Origin of the sequence: Bradyrhizobium tropiciagri (assembly GCF_018130505.1) — a bacterium.
GTDB lineage: Bacteria > Pseudomonadota > Alphaproteobacteria > Rhizobiales > Xanthobacteraceae > Bradyrhizobium > Bradyrhizobium tropiciagri_B.
This window is the reverse complement of record NZ_JAFCKH010000009.1, coordinates 39,640-55,292: the sequence shown is the minus strand read 5'-3', so window position 1 is coordinate 55,292 and position 15,653 is coordinate 39,640. Positions and strand designations below refer to the sequence as shown.

General features: G+C 66.1%; 14 protein-coding genes and 1 tRNA gene. 7 read left to right on the top strand and 8 right to left on the bottom strand.

The window, feature by feature from the left end; genetic code table 11:
- Positions 1–395 precede the first annotated feature (395 nt).
- From JQ633_RS22795 to mnmA, 4 genes are all read right to left on the bottom strand, one after another.
- Positions 396–472: transfer RNA gene (locus tag JQ633_RS22795), tRNA-Met, on the bottom strand.
- Between the two features lie 113 nt (positions 473–585).
- On the bottom strand, positions 586–957 hold the full coding sequence (locus tag JQ633_RS22790) for a hypothetical protein (RefSeq protein ID WP_211987323.1): 372 nt from the start codon (positions 955–957) through the stop codon (positions 586–588).
- A 53-nt stretch (positions 958–1,010) separates the two neighbouring features.
- A complete protein-coding gene (locus JQ633_RS22785; RefSeq protein ID WP_211987322.1) occupies positions 1,011–1,649 on the bottom strand; it encodes a class I SAM-dependent methyltransferase in 639 nt (212 codons plus the stop codon).
- Positions 1,650–1,675: 26 nt separating this feature from the next.
- Positions 1,676–2,872: a tRNA 2-thiouridine(34) synthase MnmA gene (mnmA, locus tag JQ633_RS22780; RefSeq protein ID WP_211987321.1), complete on the bottom strand. Its 1,197-nt coding sequence runs from the start codon at positions 2,870–2,872 to the stop codon at positions 1,676–1,678.
- 382 nt (positions 2,873–3,254) lie between these two features.
- On the opposite strand from mnmA, the gene JQ633_RS22775 reads away from it, so the two are divergent.
- The 4 genes from JQ633_RS22775 to JQ633_RS22760 all read left to right on the top strand — a co-directional run bounded on the left by JQ633_RS22775 (position 3,255) and on the right by JQ633_RS22760 (position 7,939).
- Positions 3,255–4,856 carry a flagellar hook-length control protein FliK gene (locus tag JQ633_RS22775; protein WP_211987320.1) on the top strand — a complete coding sequence of 534 codons (1,602 nt, stop codon included), beginning with the start codon at positions 3,255–3,257 and terminating at the stop codon, positions 4,854–4,856.
- A 10-nt stretch (positions 4,857–4,866) separates the two neighbouring features.
- Complete coding sequence (locus JQ633_RS22770; RefSeq protein WP_211987319.1) at positions 4,867–5,583, top strand: flagellar hook assembly protein FlgD; 717 nt, start codon at positions 4,867–4,869, stop codon at positions 5,581–5,583.
- A 177-nt stretch (positions 5,584–5,760) separates the two neighbouring features.
- On the top strand, positions 5,761–6,888 hold the full coding sequence (locus JQ633_RS22765) for a right-handed parallel beta-helix repeat-containing protein (RefSeq protein ID WP_211987318.1): 1,128 nt from the start codon (positions 5,761–5,763) through the stop codon (positions 6,886–6,888).
- 136 nt (positions 6,889–7,024) lie between these two features.
- The gene (locus JQ633_RS22760) at positions 7,025–7,939 is read left to right on the top strand and encodes a right-handed parallel beta-helix repeat-containing protein (protein WP_211987317.1); all 915 of its coding nucleotides are present in this window, start codon (positions 7,025–7,027) and stop codon (positions 7,937–7,939) included.
- Positions 7,940–8,085: 146 nt separating this feature from the next.
- On the opposite strand, the gene JQ633_RS22755 is transcribed toward JQ633_RS22760, so the two are convergent.
- From JQ633_RS22755 to mdcA, 4 genes are all read right to left on the bottom strand, one after another.
- Positions 8,086–8,427 carry a DUF1236 domain-containing protein gene (locus tag JQ633_RS22755; protein ID WP_211987316.1) on the bottom strand — a complete coding sequence of 114 codons (342 nt, stop codon included), beginning with the start codon at positions 8,425–8,427 and terminating at the stop codon, positions 8,086–8,088.
- Positions 8,428–8,715: 288 nt separating this feature from the next.
- On the bottom strand, positions 8,716–9,495 hold the full coding sequence (locus JQ633_RS22750; RefSeq protein ID WP_211987315.1) for an alpha/beta fold hydrolase: 780 nt from the start codon (positions 9,493–9,495) through the stop codon (positions 8,716–8,718).
- Positions 9,496–9,546: 51 nt separating this feature from the next.
- Positions 9,547–10,785 carry a malonyl-CoA decarboxylase gene (locus JQ633_RS22745; protein WP_249159567.1) on the bottom strand — a complete coding sequence of 413 codons (1,239 nt, stop codon included), beginning with the start codon at positions 10,783–10,785 and terminating at the stop codon, positions 9,547–9,549.
- 32 nt (positions 10,786–10,817) lie between these two features.
- The gene (mdcA, locus tag JQ633_RS22740; protein ID WP_211987314.1) at positions 10,818–12,449 is read right to left on the bottom strand and encodes a malonate decarboxylase subunit alpha; all 1,632 of its coding nucleotides are present in this window, start codon (positions 12,447–12,449) and stop codon (positions 10,818–10,820) included.
- A 106-nt stretch (positions 12,450–12,555) separates the two neighbouring features.
- Between mdcA and JQ633_RS22735 the strand changes: the two genes are divergently transcribed.
- The 3 genes from JQ633_RS22735 to fliF all read left to right on the top strand — a co-directional run bounded on the left by JQ633_RS22735 (position 12,556) and on the right by fliF (position 15,653).
- Positions 12,556–13,416 (top strand): LysR substrate-binding domain-containing protein, encoded by an 861-nt coding sequence (locus JQ633_RS22735; RefSeq protein ID WP_211987313.1) that lies wholly within the window; start codon positions 12,556–12,558, stop codon positions 13,414–13,416.
- A 163-nt stretch (positions 13,417–13,579) separates the two neighbouring features.
- Positions 13,580–13,855 carry a DUF1153 domain-containing protein gene (locus JQ633_RS22730; protein ID WP_002714638.1) on the top strand — a complete coding sequence of 92 codons (276 nt, stop codon included), beginning with the start codon at positions 13,580–13,582 and terminating at the stop codon, positions 13,853–13,855.
- 172 nt (positions 13,856–14,027) lie between these two features.
- Positions 14,028–15,653, top strand: coding sequence for a flagellar basal-body MS-ring/collar protein FliF (gene fliF, locus JQ633_RS22725; protein WP_211987312.1), 1,626 nt, complete (start codon positions 14,028–14,030; stop codon positions 15,651–15,653).

Here is a 15,653-nt window from a genome sequence, read left to right as displayed (position 1 = left end):
CCAGATCGCAATTGTCAAAAAGACGTGGCTTCGGCCGGGGTATGGGTGATTGCCGCCGTAGAAACCGGCCGCTCAGATCGCAATGAACGCGATCAATGCATCTGAAGGATCAGCGATTTCGATCGCGTCGAACGCATTTACGGCGCTCATAACGCTCTGGTTGCACGATCGAGCTCGTTGCAGGTTCGAGTCCCGCCGGCCCCATCAGAGAGCACGGTTTACAAAATTCTGTTTAAAAGAATCGTAACGACGGCACCCGTTACGTCGGTTCGCTTGGAGGCGACTCCGACAGCGTCACTATCGCGAGCACCGAAAGTCATCTCGGAGTCGCGCGAACATATTCCTGCTGAGGGAAACGGCTTGCGCAAACCGCGTCAAAGGATTGCGAGGGAACATGGTAGCGGGGGAGGGACTCGAACCCCCGACCCCAGGATTATGATTCCCGTGCTCTAACCAGCTGAGCTACCCCGCCACGGCGTCGCTGCCGGCGGCAATACCGCGGGCGCGAACGCGCGGGATATAAAGAGGTGCGCGCACGCCTGTCAAGCAAACCCGGCCCTATCCGCAACATATTGAAGGCGGGCGCTATTTCGGCCGGACCGAGGGGTCGCCGCCGGGGCTGCCGGGCGGCGGGATCACCGGCGTGGTGCCGCCTTCCGGGGTCGGTGCCCGCATCTCGGGATCGACGCCGGCCGGCGGGCACAGCACGCCGTCGGATTTGGCAAGCTTGTCGCCCAGCGGCTGGGAGCTCTGGCCGGTGGTGGCTCCCTCCGGCTTGGCATCGGGATGCGTCGGCTGCTGCTGCATCGGCGCACAATTATTGGCGGCGGCGTGCATCGGCGACGGCGGCGCGGTCTGGGCCGGCGGCGTCACCGGCGTCGGCGGCGCCTGCGCAAGGGCCGCAACCGGCGCCAGCATCAGCGCGCAGGATAGAGCGATTGTGCGGTTTGTCCTCATGGGGAGAAAACGGCGCCGGCGCGCTGATGTTCCCGATCAGAACGTCGCTGGACTCACGATTTGCGGAATCGGATCAGCGAGAAATGTCCCATCGGCGGCATCGGCCGCCGTTCCGCGAGGCTGACGCCGCCATGCTTCGCGGCCCAATCGGTCAACCGCTCCCACGGAAATTCCGGCCGCCAGCCGAGCCGCCGCGCCAGCGGCGCGAAAGCGAGCTCGAAGACGCGGCGCGGCCCGCTTTCGGCACCGATGTGATTGACCAGGATCAGTTCGCCGCCGGGCTTCAGCACGCGGATGAAATCATCCAGCGTCGCCTCGGGATCCGGCACCGCGGTGATGACGTATTGCGCGACAACCGCATCGAAGAATGCATCCGGGAAAGCGAGATTTTTCGCGTCCATCACCGCGAGCGTCTCGACATTGGAGAGGCCCAGCGCGCGCACGCGCTGCTGGGCGCGCCGCAGCATCGGCTCGGAAATATCGACGCCGCAGAGTTTTGTGGTGCGCGCGTATTCCGACAGCGACAGCCCGGTGCCGACGCCGACATCGAGCACGCGTCCGCCGATCCGGTCGGCCTCCGCGATGGTCGATTGCCGGCCCTGATCGAACACCTTGCCGAACACCAGATCGTAGATCGGCGCCCAGCGGCCATACGCCTTTTCGACCCCTTCGCGGTCGATGTCCCCAGCCATCCCCTGCCCCGAAACTCTTTTGTGTTCTATCCCCGAACCGCTTCAGCCAGCGGCGCCAGCGCATCGCGCGGCGCGGCGCGCGACACACGGCTTGCGCTCGCACTCTTGATGAATCCGCCGCCGAGCACGCGCGCCTGCCCGGACGGTGCATCGTAGAACACACAGGCCTGGCCGGGCGAGACGCCCTCCTCGCCGCCGACGAGCTCGACCTCGTAGCCGCCATCGGCCGCGCGCAGCCATGCCGGCTGCGGCGCGCGCGTCGAGCGCACGCGGACATACATCTCGATGCCCTCGCCGATCACGCGCTCCAGCGCGCCGTCGCCGATCCAGTTGACGTCGCGCAGCGCGATGCGATCCATCCGCAGCGCCTCGCGCGGGCCGACCACGACACGGCGCGACGCCGCGTCGAGCTTCACGACATAGAGCGGGCTGCCGGCCGCGATACCGAGCCCCTTGCGCTGGCCGACGGTGAAATGAACGATGCCCTGGTGCTGGCCGATCACCTTGCCGTCGAGATCGACGATCTCGCCGGGCGCGATCGCGTTCGGCTTCAGCCGCCCGATGATGTCGGTGTAGCGGCCGGTCGGCACGAAGCAGATGTCCTGGCTGTCCTGCTTGTCGGCGACCTCGAGGCCGAAGCGCCGCGCCAGTTCGCGCGTCTCCGGCTTGGTCATGTCGCCGAGCGGGAAGCGCAGGAAGTCGAGCTGCTCGCGCGTGGTCGCGAACAGGAAATAGCTCTGGTCACGGTCGGCATCCGCCGCGCAGACCAGCGAGCGCGATCCGTCGCCGAGCCGGCGCGAGGCGACATAGTGGCCGGTGGCGAGCGCCTGCGCGCCGAGTTCGCGCGCGGTCTCGAGCAGGTCGCGGAACTTGACCGAGCGGTTGCATTCGATGCACGGCACCGGCGTCTCGCCGAGCGCGTAGCTGTCGGCGAAATTGTCGATCACCGATTCCCGGAAGCGGCTTTCATAGTCGAGCACGTAATGCGGGATGCCGATCCGCTCGGCGACGTTGCGCGCGTCGTGGATGTCGCGGCCGGCGCAGCAGGCACCCTTGCGATGCGTCGCGGCGCCGTGGTCGTAGAGCTGCAGCGTGATGCCGACCACGTCGTAGCCCTGCGACTTCAACAGCGCAGCCGTCACCGAGGAGTCGACGCCGCCGGACATGGCGACCACGATCCTCGTATCCTCAGGGCGGCCTTCGAGATCGAGATTGTTGAGCATCTTAAGGGGTCATCGGTCGTTGTCGCAGCGAGCTTTTCGCGCTCCGCAACGGAATGTGAAAAAGCCTTTGTCCAGAGAGCCCTGGAACGCATCCAAGGCCGGAAAGGCCGGTTCGGGACGCATTGCAGACTCTCTTTAATATAGGCCGCATTCCGGGGAGGCAATCAGGCGGAGGCGGCCAGCTGCCCGTCGCGGACGGCAAATCTTGCCGCCGGGCAAAAACGAGACCGCCCGGAACCCGTTCCGGGTCTGCGTGAGACCGACATAAGCACCTGAAATTATTGATCATTATTTATCCGTCCGGACTGGCCCGGTCCTTGCTGACCTCTGGGCCGGAAGTCTCATTGCGAGGTTGGCTGTGGTCAGCGTTACGTCGGAAGCATTGGCAAATCTGTCCTTTCAGGGCCCGCCCTCGCGCGCGAACCGGCCGGAACCCGCCTCGCAGGCGGGGAACGACAGTTTTGCTTCGCTGGTCGACACCAATGCGACGGCCAATACCGATAATCGCCAATATGACACGCCGCCGGCGCCCTCGCGCCGATCCGACGATGCTTCGTCTGCGACCGACGCGCGCTCGCGCGACGATGCATCGGCCCCGGCACCGCGGGATACCACCAATTCGCGCGATGACGGCAAGGTCGCCGGCGATAGCGACGGGCCGCGCAAGACCAAATCCAAGGCGAAGTCGGACGATGCGAAATCGGCCGGCGACCCCCAATCCACCGACAACAAGCCTGCGGCAACGCCGGCGGATGCGCCGCAGGACCCGGCCACTGTCGCCGCGTCCAATGTGACCGCGGCGATCCCGGCCGTGCCGCTTCCCGTCGTTCCCGCACCGGCCGATCCGACGGTCACCGCCGCGCCGTCCGACAAGCCGGCCGCACCGCTGGCGATCGCGGCCGCGGCGATTGCCGCGAGCACGGCGATTGCCGGTACCGGAGCTCCAGCGGGAACCGACACTGCAACCGCCGCGGCGGCTGCCACCGCGAACGCCGCCGGCGTGGTCAAAACCGCCGGCGTCAAGACCGGGGCGCAGGTCGTCGCCGGCGCGGATACCACGACGTCGCAGGAAACCAGCGAGGCGACCGACCAGGGAACGGGCAAGACAACGGGCACGGCGACGGCAACCGCCGATGCAACGCTCGCCGCTGCCGTCACCACCGGAATTCGTCCCGCCAAGACGGCGGCGCAAGCCGCACCGGCCGTAGCAAAGGACGGCGCCGTCACCGCGCCCGCCGATGCCGACCCCGCGGCTCAAACCAGCACCACCGCAGCAACGCCGCCGACGACGATCGTTCCCGCCGTCGCGCAGCCGGCGGCCGTCGCCGGCAAGGCCAAGGCCGCTGACGGCGCAGCCGACGCCATCAAGGCCGACGCCGGCGGCAATGCCGCCGCAGCGCCGGCGCCGTCCGCAAGCGGCCACCCGGCTGCGCAGACCGCGCTCAACACGCCCGACCCCGGCGCGCAGGCCGCAAGCACGTTCCAGCCGCAACTGCAGGCAGCGCAAGCAACGCCGGCCGCGGCTTCGCAACTCACCGTCACCACCGCCGCGCAAGCCGCCGCCGTGCCGCTCAGCGGGCTTGCGATGCAGATCGCGGCGTCCGCCAAGAGCGGCAAGAGCCGCTTCGAGATCCGGCTCGATCCGGCCGAGCTCGGCCGCATCGACGTCCGCATCGATGTCGACCGCAACGGCCAGGTGACGTCGCATCTCACGGTCGAACGTCCCGAGACGCTGTCGATGCTGCGCCAGGACGCCAACCAGCTGCAGCGCGCACTCGACAATGCCGGGCTCTCGACCGGCAACAGCGGATTGCAGTTCAGCCTGCGCGACCAGTCGCAGTCGGGCCAGAACAACAACGGCCAGCAGAATCCGCACGCCCACCGTTTGATCGTCAACGAAGAAGACAGCGTCCCCGCCGCCGCCGCGGGCCGCTCCTACGGACGCGCAGCCGGCGCCGTCGGCGGCGTCGATATCAGAGTGTAAGGAGCCAGCGATGTCAGTCGATGCAACCATGCCGACACCGGTCGTCTCTGCCCCGGCCACCAACAGCAGCGGGTCGAGCTCCGGTAGCAGCAGCAACAGCACCTCGTCGACCGCGACGCAGGGCATTGCCGACAATTTCCAGACCTTCCTGACGCTGCTGACGACGCAGCTGCAGAACCAGAACCCGCTGGATCCGCTCGACACCAACCAGTTCACCCAGCAGCTCGTGCAGTTCGCCGGCGTCGAGCAGCAGCTGAAATCGAACGATCAGCTGAAGTCGCTGATCGAGATCGAGAAGAGCGCGCAGTCGACGCAGGCGCTGGTCTATGTCGGCAACACGGTCGCGGTCGACGGCAGCAAGGCGCAGTTCGACAAGTCCGCGACCTGGAACCTGAACGCACCACAGAACACCAGCGCCACGATCTCGATCACGAGCTCGACCGGCCAGCTCGCCTATTCCGGCAATTTCAACCTCACCCAAGGCAATGCCAGCTTCGTCTGGGACGGCAAGGGCACTGACGGCACGCAGTGGCCGCCCGGCACCTACACGCTGACCGCCACCGGCAAGGACTCCAAGGGCAACGACATCGCGATCTCGACCGAGGTCCAGGGCGTCGTCGATTCCGTCGACCTCACCGCCTCCCCGCCGCTGCTGTCGATCGGCGGCCAGACCTACACCACCGACAAGATCAAGCGCGTGGTGCGCCCGTCGACCAGCAGCAGCTGATCCCGGCGCGACGCGACCAAGGCGCGGCACAGACAGCCGTCGTCTCTGCGAAAGCAGCGACGACACGGAGTGTTTGGCGCGGCTCTTCGTGGTCGGCTTCTTTCAACTGCCAAACACCTTCCGCGGTGTCATCACCCGGCTTGACCGGGTGATCCAGTATTCCAGAGAGCGTGGTGATTGCACCGAGAGGCCGCGGCGTACTGGATCGCCCGGTTAAACCGGGCGATGACGACGGTGGGTGCGGGGCGCAGCTTCGCATTCCCCTCCATGCCCGAGACCGAGCCGAATTGTCGCAGGTGCCCGTGGGCGGCAAATGCCATTTGTCTTGCGTTCGCAGACATGGCTGACTGGGGTGGGCGTTCAACACGGGAGATGGAGAGCACTAAACAGGAGACGGCTATGTTTCGCAGAAATTTTTGTTTGACGATTGCACTGGCAGTTTTGATTCCTTGCTTCGCATCGGCCCCCGCCCATGCACAAGCGACCCGAACCTGGGTCTCCGGCGTCGGCGACGACGTCAATCCCTGCAGCCGCACGGCACCTTGCAAGACCTTTGCCGGGGCCATTTCCAAGACCGCCGCCGGCGGTGAGATCAATTGTCTCGATCCGGCCGGCTACGGTGCCGTCACCATCGTCAAGTCGATCACGATCGACTGCGAAGGCACCCTCGGCTCGATCCTCGCGTCCCTGGTCAACGGCGTCATCATCAACGGCGCCGGGATCAACGTCGTTCTGCGCAACATCAGCATCAACGGTGCAGGCAATGGCATTCGCGGCGTCAATATCCTTGCCGCCAACGCCGTCTGGATCGAGAACCTGAAGATCTTCGGCTTCACACAGCAGGGCATCCGCGATGCCCGTTCGGCGAGCGGCACCCTCAGCATCCTCAACACGGCCATCCGCAACAATACCGGCGCCGGCCTCGGCGTCGCGCCGTCCGGCGGCACGGTCAAGATGCTGATCAACAACCTCCACGCGCTGAACAATGGATTCGGCATCGCAGCCGGTCCGAACGTCCAGGGCACGATCAGGAACTCGGATCTCTCGAACAACACCACGGCCGGAATCAGCAACGAAGGCGCCAACCTCGTCGCCAACAACAATTCGATGTCCAACAACGGATCCGGCGTGCTGAACTCGGCGGGCGTCATCAGGCTTTCGAACAACGACATCGCCCACAGCACGACCTCGATCAACAACGCCGGCGGCACCGTGATTTCGTTCGGCAACAACCGCACCAACACGCCCACGGCGGGAGCAATCACGCCGGCCGGCGGTGCCTCCTCCGACCTCGGTCAGCAGTAACCGGCAAGGCATTCGTGCAGTCCAAGAACCTCGGGCCGACGCCCGAGGTTCTTGCATCAACGCCCAATCACCGATGACCGGGCAACGACCCGGCACGTGAACTTTTCCAGGAGAGTGTACAAACAGGAGATGGACTATGCTTCGATTCAATTTTTCTTTGGCGATTGTTCTGGCGGTTCTGACTCCCCTGCTCGCTTCGGCTCCGGCCCATGCCCAGGCGACGCGAACCTGGGTCTCCGGCGTCGGCGACGACCTCAATCCCTGCAGCCGCACGGCGCCCTGCAAGACCTTTGCCGGCGCCATTTCCAAGACCGCCACCGGCGGTGAGATCAACTGTCTCGATCCGGCCGGCTACGGTGCCGTCACCATCGTCAAGTCGATCACCATCGATTGCGAGGGCACCCTCGGCTCGATCCTCGCGTCCTTGACCACCGGCGTCAGCATCAACGGTGCCGGAATCAACGTCGTGCTGCGCAACATCAGCATCAACGGCGCGCCCCCCTCCACTCAAGGTATTCGCGGCGTCAACATTCTCGCCGCCAACGCCGTCTGGATCGAAAACGTGAAGATCTTCGGCTTCGCACAGCAGGGAATCCGCGATGCCCGCTCGGCGAGCGGCACCCTCAGCATCCTCAACACGGTCATCCGCAACAATGCCGGCGCCGGCCTCGGCATCGCGCCGTCCGGCGGCACCCTCAAGATACTGATCAACAACCTCCACGCGCTGAACAACGGATTCGGCATTGCCGCCGGCCCGAATGTCCAGGGCACGATCAGGAACTCGGATCTCTCGAACAACGCCACGGCCGGAATAAGCAACGAAGGCGCCAACCTCGTCGCGAACAACAATTCGATGTCCAACAACGGAACCGGCGTGCTGAACTCGGCGGGTGTCATCAGGCTTTCGAACAACGACATCGCCCACAGCACGACCTCGATCAACAACGCCGGCGGCACCGTGATTTCGTTCGGCAACAACCGCACCAACACGCCCACGGCGGGAGCGATCACGCCAGCCGGCGGTGCGTCGTCCGATCTCGGTCAGCAATAGCCGGGAAAAGAATGCGAACCTGCAGGCGAGGTCGGGTTCCGGAATAACACAGTGAATCCGGAAGCTCGATCGACAAAGTGAATCGGGCTCTCCTCGCCCGCGATCTTTGCGGCGGGCTGCCATGCCCGGCAGCCCGCCGCATGTTGTCAGTCGACTTCCTGAATAACCATACGGCTTTCAGGGTCCACCAGCATCACGCGCTCGCCGGAATAAATGTAGCGATAGTGCGTCAGCGAGGGGCCCCACTCCGTCGGCACGGCTTCGAGCTCGACGTCGCGCGGCACCGGCGATCCGACGACGATCCTCTCGCGCGTCTCGACGGGACGAATCCTGTGCTCGGTGACGTAGCTGTGGATGCGGGTGCGATACTGCGGCTCGATCTGCACGGCGGCCGTAAGGCCCCTGCCCGTCGTGGTGACCGTGGTCTGAGCGAATGCCCCGGTCGTCGTCATGAGCGCGGCAACGGAAATCATCAGCAACTTCTTCATCGACCTCTCCTCCTCACCGCTTGATGCGGTTCGTTTCCGGAAACCGTCGAAGTTCGGCGATGTTCCAAATCGGGCATCATCATGCCTTACGGCAGGCGCGATCCGTCTGCGGACACGACTTGCAAGGAACACGCGCTGGGAATCGCCGGCCAGGAACCACGGCTCGATCACGTGATTAGCTGTGGAGGGCGAAGCTGTCCGGTCTCGCGCTGCGCTGACGCATATGCCGCGCGGCCGCACAAACACGTGTGGCGGGGCGGCCCTGATGAACCGCCCCGCTGCCGAAGATCACGCCGATACGCCCGCGGCATCGAGGATCAGCTTGGCGATTGCGCCGGGCTGCGAGATCAGCGCAAGGTGGCTCGCCTTGACCTCGATCGTCGTGGCGCCCATGCGCTTGGCCATGAAGCGCTCCAGATCCGGATTGATGGTGCGGTCCTCGGTCGAGACGGCGTAGAAGCTCGGCTTGCTGCGCCAGGCGGCCTGGGTGGTCTTGCCGGACAGCAGCGCCTTGTGGAACGGCTGTTGCACGGCATAGAGCACCTTCGCCCTGGCTTCCGGCAGGTCGCCGGCGAAATCGCGCAGGAACGCTTCCTCGGTCAGCCGTCCCTCGTCACCGTCGAACACGATGCCGGCGCTCGCCGGCGGCGTCGGATAGGTCTTCGCCAGCGCGGTGTAGTCCTCGCCCGCATCGGGTGCGCGCGCGGCGACATAGACCAGCGCCGACACCTTCGGATGCACGCCGGCCTCGGTGACGATCATGCCGGAGAAAGAATGCCCGACCAGAACCGTCGGGCCATCCTGGCGGTCGAGCACGCGCTGCGCCGACGCGACGGCTTCGGGCAACGTGGTCAGCGGATTCTGCACCGATGTCACGTTGAGCCCAGCCGCCTGCAGTTGCGGAATGACCTCGGTCCAGCAGGAGCCGTCGGCAAACAAGCCGTGCACCAGCACGACATTGCGTGCCTTCACCGGCGGCGTGGCGGCGGCCATGCTGCGCGTGGAAACCAGCGAAGCTGCGGCGCCGGCAAGCAGGGCGGATGCGAAAGTGCGTCTGTTCATCATCATGACATTTGCTCCATCATTGTGCAGTCAGGGTTGGCAGTTGGGTTGGATTGGTTACAGCAGGGCGTCCACCTGCGGTGAACGGACAATCTCTCCTTCGCGCGCGAAGACCTCGTGGTTACGTTCGATGCTGTCGTGATCGTAAAGATAATTGACCATGATGCCGAACGATTCCGTGATCGCGCGCTCGGCGGTGTTGCCCAGCCAATTGATGCGCTCGAGCCGCGCGCCGTTGCCGAGATGGAAGCGGGCCACGGGATCGATCCGATGTCCCGATGCCGGCGAGCGCGTCAGATATTGCGCGCACCGCTTCATCAGAAACGGCCGCACCTTGTCGCGCGTCGTCGCGTCGCGCCACCAGTTGTCGTCATCAAGCTGTCGCAGCATCGCAGCGTCATCGGCGCCGAGATCCGGCTGCTGGCCGAGCCAGCGCCGGAAGCCGGGGATCGGCGACAGCGTCGAGAAGCGCTTCAGTTGCGGAAATTCCGTCTGCAATTCCTCGACCACCTGCTTGATCAGGAAATTGCCGAACGACACGCCCCGCAGCCCGTCCTGGCAGTTGGAGATCGAATAGAAGATCGCGGTGTCGGCGCGCGCGGCACGGGCACGCGCGGCGGCTTCATCGGTGTCCTGCACCAGCAGCGGCGGAACGGCGGTGGCAAGTCCCTCCACCAGCGCGACCTCGACGAAGATCAAGGGCTCGCCGGGCAGCGCCGGATGGAAGAAGGCGAAGCAGCGCCGGTCGGGCGCGAGGCGGCGGCGCAGATCGTCCCAGCCCTTGATCTCGTGCACCGCCTCATAGGCGATCAGCTTCTCGAGCACGGCGGCCGGCGAATCCCAATCGATGCGGCGCAGCTCGAGGAAGCCGCGGTTGAACCACGAGACGAACAGATGCTTGAGATCGGCATCGAGCAGCTTCAGCTCCGGCTCGGCGGCAAGGCGTCCGGTGATCTCGCTGCGCATCGCCACCAGCGTCGCGGTGCCGCCGGGCGCCATGTTCATCCGACGCAGCACCTCCTGCCGCGGCGGATCGGCGGCCTGCGCCAGCGCGGCCGCGGCCGCCGCGGTGCCGTCGGCGAGATAGCGCGTTGCCGCCTCGCGCAGCTTCGTCGTATCCGGCTGAAACGACGTCGCGAGATAGTTCTGGAAGCCGTGCCGGCTGCCGGCATCGAGGGCGCGCACCGTGTGCTTCAATTCGCGCGCGATCATCGCGCCGGAGGCTTCACCGCGCTCCGACAACAGCGCCGCGGCGAGTTGCCGTGCGGAATCGAGCGAGGCCGGTGGGTTGCTCATTGTGTGCTCTGACTTGGTCATTGCAGCCTCCTTCAGGTGCGGAATTTCGCGGGCGGCGCATAGAGGCCGCCGGATGCGGTGACGAGATCGCCGATCGATTTCGCGGCGAGCCAGTCGCGGGTGGCCGCCGCGACGTCGATGCCGAGATCGGAGGGCAGCATCACGATGCCGCGGCGGCGCAGCGTCTCGGTCGTGTCGGCGTTCTGCCGCTTGCCGAAATCGGTGTCGCCGGCGACGGCGCGCAGCGCGGCCTCGCGCTCTTGCGGCGAGTGGCAGCGCAACAGGTTGCAGACACCGTGCTCGGTGATGACGTGGCTGACATCGTCGCCATAGACCATCACCGGCGGCAGCGCGAACCCCGCCGAGGCCGCGAGATCGAATGCGTCGAGCCGCTCGACGAAGCTCGGCGCGCCGTTGGGCTGCCGGGTCTGCACCATCTGCACCACCAGCTTGCGGCCGCGCAGATGATCGCCGGCGTCCTCGCCGGCGCGCAGCCAGGCTGGACTGTCATGACGCCGGCCACGCGCGTCCGCGCCCATGTTCGGCGCGCCGCCGAAGCCGGTGATGCGGTCCTTGGTCGCCGTGGAGCTGTTGCCTTGCGGGTCGATCTGCAGCGTGCCGCCGACGAAGAGATCGCAGGCATATTGTCCGGCGACCTGGGCCAGCGCGCGGTTGGAGCGCAGATTGCCGTCGGCGCCGACCGGAAACACGTTGGCGCGGTTTGCGACATAGCGCTCCATGCCGAGCTCGGAGCCGAAGCAATAGACATTGTCGATGAAGCCGGCCTCGATCGCGGGGATCAGCGTCGGATGCGGATTGAGCACGAAGTTGCGCGCGACCTTGCCCTTCAGCCCGCGGCGCGCCGCGAAGGTCGGCAGGATCAGCTCGATCGCGGCAGTCGCGTAGCCGATGCCGTGATTGAGCCGCGTCACCTGATAAGGCTCGTACACCGCCGCGATCGCCATCATCGCCATCAGGACGTTCTCGTTCCTGATCTTGGCGGGATCGCGCGTGAACAGCGGATCGATCGCGTAGGGCTTCGGGCCAGGCACCACCACATCGACCCAGCCGCCGGGGATGTCGACGCGCGGCAGGCGGTCGACGACCTCGTTGACCTGCGCCACCACCACGCCGCCGCGGAACGCGGTGGCCTCGGCGATCACGGGCGTGTCCTCGGTGTTGGGACCGGTATAGAGATTGCCGTCGCGGTCGGCCTTGTCGGCGACGACGAGTGCGACCTGCGGCGTCAGATCCACCAGCATCCGCGCATAAAGCTCGAGATAGGTGTGGATGGCGCCGACCTTGAGCGCCTTGGCGGCGACCAGCTCGGCGAGGCGCCGGCTCTGCGGACCGGCAAACGAGAAGTCGAGCCGGTTGGCGATACCGCGTTCGAACACGGCCAGATGATCCGGCAGCGCCAGCACCGACTGCACCACGTGCAGGTCATGGACGCGCGCCGGGTCGACCTTCGCCAGCGCCGCGGCGAGGAAATCGGCCTGCTTCTGGTTGTCGCCTTCGAGCACGACGCGGTCGCCGGAGACGATCACCGCTTCGAGCAGCTCGGTGGCGCGGTCGGGCGGACAGATTTTTCCGCTGACGCCATTGATGGCGCGGGCGCGGGCCAGTCGCGCCGCGCGGTCGGTGGGCTTGGTGGTCTCGAACATGGTCGCCTCGCTTCACTGTCGTGATCTGACGCGAAGGTAGGCGTGGCGAATTGATTATAGAAACGATATTCTATAATATGATTGATCATGAAAATGGATTAATCAGATGCTCGAGCTGGAACTCCTGCGCGCCTTCGTCGCCGTTGCCGATTGCGGCGGCTTCCATCGCGCGGCCGAGCAGCTCAATCTGACCCAGTCGACCATCAGCCAGCAGATCAAGCGGCTGGAGCTCGAAACCAGGCGGCCGCTGTTTACGCGCACCACGCGCAGCGTCGCGCTGACCGACGAGGGCGAGATGCTGCTCGGCGATGCGCGCCGCCTGCTGCAGCTCGAGGAGGCGGCGCGGCAGCGGCTGCTGGCGCCGCGGCTGTCGGGTGCGGTACGGCTCGGCGTGGTCGAGGAAGTCGCCGGCGGCTCGCTGCCGCCGGCGCTCGGCCGCTTCGCCGCGCTGCATCGCGGGGTCAAGCTCGAGGTGCAGATCGGCATCAGCGCCGAACTGATCGAGCAGCTCGATGCCGGCCGGCTCGACCTCGTGTTCGCCAAGCGGCCGCTCGGAACCTCGAAGGGACGGCTGGTATGGCGCGAGCCGCTGGTGTGGGCGGCGGCCGAGACGTTCGATCTGGTCCGCGGCGCGCCATTGCCCCTCGCATTGTATCGCGAGCGCTCGGTGTCGCGCGACGCCGCGCTCGCCGCGCTGCGCGACAGCGAGCTCGGCTGGGAGATTCTCTACACCAGCCCGAGCCTGACCGGCGTGCGCGCCGCCGCCGTCGCGGGCCTAGCCATCACCCCGCTGCCGCTGAGCGCAGTAAGTGCAGGGTTGCGCGTGCTCGGCGCTGAAGAGGGCCTGCCGCCGCTGCCCGACCTGGAATTTGCCATCTACGAAAAGCGCCGGCCCGACAAGGCCGCCGCGGAACTGGCGAGCGCGTTGCTCGCGCTGTCGCGCGGCCCGGCGCGGCCGACGATTTGAGCCCGCGAGGTGGCAAAGATGTCCTCACCTGAGACATCCGGTACCCCGGTTCCCGGCTGTTCCAACGAGAATCGTATTGAAGCCTTGGGTTTAGCCAAATTTTAAGCCGCCGGGCGTAGGTTCACCGTTGTGAGTTCAGTGGTCGAGAGTTTGTGAGTACGCCATGACAGAACCCCATCGCCCGAGGGTGAAGTACGTCATCGGGCCTGACGGCAGCCCGTTGACCATCGCTGATTTGCCGGCGCCCGGCACCAAGCGCTGGGTGATCCGGCGCAAGGCCGAAGTCGTCGCCGCGGTTCGCGGCGGTCTGCTCTCCCTCGAGGAAGCCTGCAGCCGCTACACGCTGACCGTCGATGAATTCCTTTCCTGGCAGTTCTCGATCGACCAGCATGGTCTGGCCGGGCTGCGCACCACCCGCATCCAGCAATATCGGCAGTAAATCTCGCCGAAACCGAGCATTTGACGAAAACCGGCCGCGTTTCGCGAAGCCGGTTTTTTTCATGTCCGCGTTTTTGCCGCGGTCCTTAATGGTCGTTAACCAGATGGAAACCATACCCTAGGCAATAATTGCCCAGTCGGACCCGCAGTGGGCCGCATGCTGGGGGCCGTTGGTGCAAAGTCTGGTTGCTTTCCTGAGAGGTCTTGGTGCGGCCCGACTCGCGGCCATGGTGGCGGTCACCGCCGCCCTGATCGGCTTTTTCGCCTTCGTCATCATGCGCGTCACCACGCCGCAGATGACCACTCTGTTCACCGACCTGTCGACCGAGGACTCCTCGGCCATCATCAAGGAGCTGGAGCGGCAGGCGATGCCGTTCGAGCTGCGCAATGACGGCGCCATCATCATGGTGCCGAAGGACAAGGTGACGCGGCTCAGGATGAAGCTCGCCGAGGGCGGCATGCCCAAGGGCGGAGGCGTCGGTTACGAGATCTTCGACAAGTCGGACGCGCTCGGTACCACGAGCTTCGTCCAGAACATCAACCATTTGCGCGCGCTGGAGGGCGAGCTCGCCCGCACCATCCGCGCCATCGACCGGGTCCAGGCCGCGCGCGTCCACCTCGTGCTGCCGGAGAAGCCGCTGTTCTCGCGCGAGACGCCGGAGCCGTCGGCCTCGATCGTGCTGCGGGTGCGCGGCGCGCTGGAGCCGCAGCAGATCCGCGCCATCCGCCACGTCGTCGCCTCCGCGGTCAACGGGCTGAAGCCGCAGCGCGTCTCGATCGTCGACGAGGCCGGGCAATTGCTCGCCGACGGCGCCCAGTCCGACGCCGACGCCGCGGTTGGCGACGAGCGCCGCGCCGCCTTCGAGAAGCGGATGCGCAAGCAGGTCGAGGACATCGTCTCCTCGGTGGTCGGCGCCGGCCGCGCCCGCGTCCAGCTCTCGGCCGACTTCGACTACAACAAGATCACCCAGACCTCGGACAAGTTCGACCCCGAGGGACGCGTGCTGCGCTCGACCCAGACCCGCGAGGAATCCAGCCTCACCGCCGACAATAGCGGCCAGGTCACCGTCAACAACGAGCTGCCGGGCAACCAGAACCAGGACAACGCCGCCCGCGCCCGCGACCAGAGCAAGAAGAGCGAGGAAACCAACAATTACGAGATTTCCCGCACCACCAAGACCGAGGTGACCGAGGCCGGCCGCGTCAACCGCATCTCGGTCGCGGTGCTGGTCGACGGCGCCTATGCCAAGAACGAAAAGGGCGAGATGGTCTACCAGGACCGTCCCAAGGAGCAGCTCGACCGCATCGCCGCGCTGGTGCGCTCGGCGATCGGCTTCGACCAGAAGCGCGGCGACCAGGTCGAGGTGGTCAATCTGCGCTTCGCCGAGCCGCCCGCGACGCAGCCGCTGCCGGAGCCGGCCGGCCTGCTCGGCATGCTGCAATTCACCAAGGACGACGTGATGTACGTCATCGAGCTCGGCGTCATGATGATGCTCGGCCTCGTCGTGCTGTTCATGGTGGTCCGTCCGCTGGTCAAGCGCATCGTCGCCGCCGACGCCATTCCCTCGCTCGCCGCCGTCCCTGCCCTCGCCGAAGCGCGTGCCGAAAGCGCGCCCGCGGCAACCGGCCAGGCGCTGATCCCGAGCGGCAGCGGCGCGGCGCAGCTGATTGACGTCGCGCAGATCCAGGGTCAGGTCCATGCCCAGGCCGTGCACCGGGTCGGCGAGCTCGCCGATCGCAATCCGAACGAAACCGTCTCCATTGTCCGTCAATGGCTGAGCGAGCCTGCTGAGAGCTGA

Coding starts and splice junctions, on each gene's coding strand:
- JQ633_RS22770 (WP_211987319.1), top strand. CDS start 4,867: ATGTCAGTCGATGCAACCATGCCGACACCGGTCGTCTCTGCCCCGGCC.
- JQ633_RS22755 (WP_211987316.1), bottom strand. CDS start 8,427: ATGAAGAAGTTGCTGATGATTTCCGTTGCCGCGCTCATGACGACGACC.
- JQ633_RS22785 (WP_211987322.1), bottom strand. CDS start 1,649: ATGGCTGGGGACATCGACCGCGAAGGGGTCGAAAAGGCGTATGGCCGC.
- JQ633_RS22750 (WP_211987315.1), bottom strand. CDS start 9,495: ATGATGATGAACAGACGCACTTTCGCATCCGCCCTGCTTGCCGGCGCC.
- mdcA (WP_211987314.1), bottom strand. CDS start 12,449: ATGTTCGAGACCACCAAGCCCACCGACCGCGCGGCGCGACTGGCCCGC.
- mnmA (WP_211987321.1), bottom strand. CDS start 2,872: ATGCTCAACAATCTCGATCTCGAAGGCCGCCCTGAGGATACGAGGATC.
- JQ633_RS22735 (WP_211987313.1), top strand. CDS start 12,556: ATGCTCGAGCTGGAACTCCTGCGCGCCTTCGTCGCCGTTGCCGATTGC.
- JQ633_RS22790 (WP_211987323.1), bottom strand. CDS start 957: ATGAGGACAAACCGCACAATCGCTCTATCCTGCGCGCTGATGCTGGCG.
- JQ633_RS22760 (WP_211987317.1), top strand. CDS start 7,025: ATGCTTCGATTCAATTTTTCTTTGGCGATTGTTCTGGCGGTTCTGACT.
- JQ633_RS22730 (WP_002714638.1), top strand. CDS start 13,580: ATGACAGAACCCCATCGCCCGAGGGTGAAGTACGTCATCGGGCCTGAC.
- JQ633_RS22745 (WP_249159567.1), bottom strand. CDS start 10,785: ATGAGCAACCCACCGGCCTCGCTCGATTCCGCACGGCAACTCGCCGCG.